This window comes from Acinetobacter sp., from assembly GCF_045628685.1.
Taxonomy (GTDB): domain Bacteria; phylum Pseudomonadota; class Gammaproteobacteria; order Pseudomonadales; family Moraxellaceae; genus Acinetobacter.
The window spans coordinates 1-2,975 of sequence record NZ_JAZQPV010000025.1; the positions used below are offsets into that span (position 1 = coordinate 1).

Annotated in this window: 4 protein-coding genes; all 4 read left to right on the forward strand. The window is 39.7% G+C overall.

The features are described 5' to 3' along the window. Positions 1-68 precede the first annotated feature (68 nt). Positions 69-764: an XRE family transcriptional regulator gene (locus tag ACKI4H_RS03705; protein WP_407303951.1), complete on the forward strand. Its 696-nt coding sequence runs from the start codon at positions 69-71 to the stop codon at positions 762-764. Between the two features lie 590 nt (positions 765-1,354). Beyond that, positions 1,355-1,639, forward strand: a complete 285-nt coding sequence (locus ACKI4H_RS03710; protein WP_407303952.1) for a hypothetical protein — start codon at positions 1,355-1,357, stop codon at positions 1,637-1,639. Next, positions 1,639-1,950: a hypothetical protein gene (locus ACKI4H_RS03715; protein WP_407303953.1), complete on the forward strand. Its 312-nt coding sequence runs from the start codon at positions 1,639-1,641 to the stop codon at positions 1,948-1,950. The genes ACKI4H_RS03710 and ACKI4H_RS03715 overlap by 1 nt, the downstream gene beginning before the upstream one ends. A 25-nt stretch (positions 1,951-1,975) precedes the next feature. After that, a partial coding sequence (locus tag ACKI4H_RS03720) for an ATP-binding protein (protein WP_407303954.1) occupies positions 1,976-2,975 on the forward strand: 1,000 nt, incomplete at its 3' end.

Here is a 2,975-nt window from a genome sequence, read left to right on the forward strand (position 1 = left end):
GTATTCTAATTTGATTTAATATTAGCGCACTAATATGCTAAATAAACTCATTGGCAAGGTGTCGCGTAATGCTTAAGGACAGGTTAAAAGAGGCCCGCAAGAAGGCTAATAAATCTCAAAAAGATGTTGTTGAAGCGATTGGTATAACTCAATCGGCCTTAAGTCAGCTGGAAACTGGGAGGGTCGATTCTTCCTCTCACCTCCCAGCTATTGCTAATTATTTAGGAGTAGATGCTTATTGGTTACAAACAGGTGAACACTCCGCATCAATAAAAAATCAGGAGTTTCATAAAGTTTTAGCATGGGATGAAAAAACGCCTCTTGATGATGATGAGGTGGAAATTCCATTTTTTGAGGACTTTAGTTTTGCCTGTGGATCTGGATCCATAAATGATTTTATTGCTAACGAGAAACGTAAGTTACGTATTTCAAAAGCGACTTTGAGAAATTTATCGATTAGTAAAGATAATGCCGTAGCAGCAATTGCTACTGGAGACTCAATGACACCAACTATTCAAGATGGAGACACCATTCATATAGATATTGGGCGAAAAGATATTAAAGATGGTCGAATGTTTGTGATTTGTATTGGTGGGCTTCACTATGCTAAACGCTTGTATAACCTACCATTTGGAGGTGTCAGAATAGTATCTGACAATTCTACTGAGTTCCCTGAAATAGTATTAAATGCAGAGGAAAAACAATCCCAAGATTTTCAAGTGATTGGATGGATCTGGCAGATAACAAGAGTAGAAAAATGGTAATAAGATAACTTAAGGATAAATACATCAAATGAGTGGAATGCAGGAACTCTTATATAATTTAGGATTACTTAGCCTAACGATTACATTTTTTTATTTTGTTTATTGGTTTGACAGTAGAAACAAACCCAGTGATTTTCATCGAGTCAGAAATCGACTTCAGCAAATTACTCATCCGCACTTAATAATAAAGGGACATGGAGATTACTACTTAGAATATATTTTGAATGATCAGAAAATTGTAGAGTACTTCGTATCCACAAGCGATTATCGAAAAAATTTAGAGCATATGAAACAGAGTCCTTCCATAAAAATTCTGAATCACGGGCTTATTTCTAGTACAGCTTGGGAAAAATGGCCAAGTAAATAAAGTAACACTCAACTCCGGTCTTTTTAGTCTTATCAACCCACCCTAGCGGTGGGTTTTCTTTTGCCTAATAAAATGTGAATAAAAAATAAAATAATAAAATATTAGCAAACTTATTTACTTCTAATATTAGTATGCTAATATTGTTTTCAGAGACAATAAAAAGCCCCAGCGTTGCTAGAACAACCTGGAGCATGACCCACACCAAACTGTGAGTGAGATAAGTATGACCCAAACACATTCCCACAGTCAAACCCCAGAGTTTGGCCACATTCCCTCTACAGGGATTCTTCGTCAGCAACCACCGTCAACTGTACAGATTGCTATAACAAATAAACGCGCTAAAGCGAAAGCTTGGATGCAAGACACGATGGCAGTTTTAGTGGTTCTTGGAACGATTGGCTCAGTCCCTTTTATGGTTCGCAGTTGCTCAGATGATGTAGATCGTCAGCATGCTCAAGCGATCAAACATCAATTGCAGTTCCAGGCTTCTAATGGAGGGAATCGCTAATGACTACTTCTAATCAAAAATTCGCTGAATACCTTGGCGGTTATGAACAAAACAGCATGTCTATGCGTCTTGGCCACACTGTTTACGTTGAACAAGGTAAAGACATCTTTGCTGAAGATCGTAAAACCGGTGAACTCCATAAAGTAACCCTAGAAGAACAAGTGGCTAAGCCGTGGATCCGTCAAAACTTTGAGCGTGAACGTACTTTTCAACGTCGCAAAGCTTTGGCCGCTGGTCTGCAAAGTTCTCACATTCCATTACGTGAACGTCGTGCATACAAAAAACGTATGGGCTGGGTTGGCGCACATTAATTTTTTGGTTTTTGAGGGAAGAATCATGACAAACGTATTTTTTAAACCAGCTCAACGCAAAAATGCAAAGTTACGCTTAGCTGTTTCTGGTCCAACTGGTGCAGGTAAGACCTACGGCGCTTTAATGCTGGCCAAGGGTATTGGTGGTCGTATTGCAGTTGCAGACACTGAAAACAGTAGTGCTGAACTATATGAAGACATTGTTCCATTTGAACATGCGAACTTACAGCCACCCTACACACCTGAAAAGTTTATTGATGCAATCAAAGCAGCAGAGGCAGCAGGTTTTGACACTTTAATTCTCGACAGTATCACTCATGAATGGTCTGGGGTCGGTGGTTGCCTAGAAATCGTCGACAAGCTGGCCAGTACAACTTTCCGAGGTAATAGCTGGGGCGCATGGAGCGAAGTTACACCGCGTCATCGTAAATTTATTGATGCAATGTTGCAGTCCAGCATCAATATCATTGTGACGTTGCGTTCAAAAATGGAAACCGTGCAAACCAATAACAATGGCAAAAAGAAAGTTGAAAAAGTCGGTATGAAGGCTGAACAACGTGACGGTATTGAATATGAGTTCACTACAGTCCTTGATCTCACACACGAAAATTTAGCCATTGCCACTAAAGACCGTACACGTTTATTTATCGAACCAAGACCGCTTACTGAAGCTGATGGTATAGCACTTAAACAATGGCTGACTTCTGGTTCTGCAGATGCATGTATCAATGGTAATCAGTTCTTAGAGCTTGAATATCTTATGCAGCAAGCAGGCATTGATATCCAAAAGTATTGTGCTAAACGCGGATTGAATAGTTTGCACGATGTTCAACAACAAAAATTTGAAGAAACCTGCGAAGGGATTCGGGGAATCATTACCCAGAAATCCAATCAGGCAGCGCGGCAACAAAGTACACAGAGTAGCCCGGAAGATGATTTAAAAATTCGTTTTAACCAGGCTCTTAAAAATATACCGCAGGTTCAAGACATCCACGCCTTAAGTGGTGCTTTAGAAACTTTCCGCA

What these genes read in the sequence shown, in the direction of transcription:
- ACKI4H_RS03705 (WP_407303951.1), top strand. Translation starts at nt 69, where the DNA reads ATGCTTAAGGACAGGTTAAAAGAGGCCCGCAAGAAGGCTAATAAATCT.
- ACKI4H_RS03715 (WP_407303953.1), top strand. Translation starts at nt 1,639, where the DNA reads ATGACTACTTCTAATCAAAAATTCGCTGAATACCTTGGCGGTTATGAA.
- ACKI4H_RS03710 (WP_407303952.1), top strand. Translation starts at nt 1,355, where the DNA reads ATGACCCAAACACATTCCCACAGTCAAACCCCAGAGTTTGGCCACATT.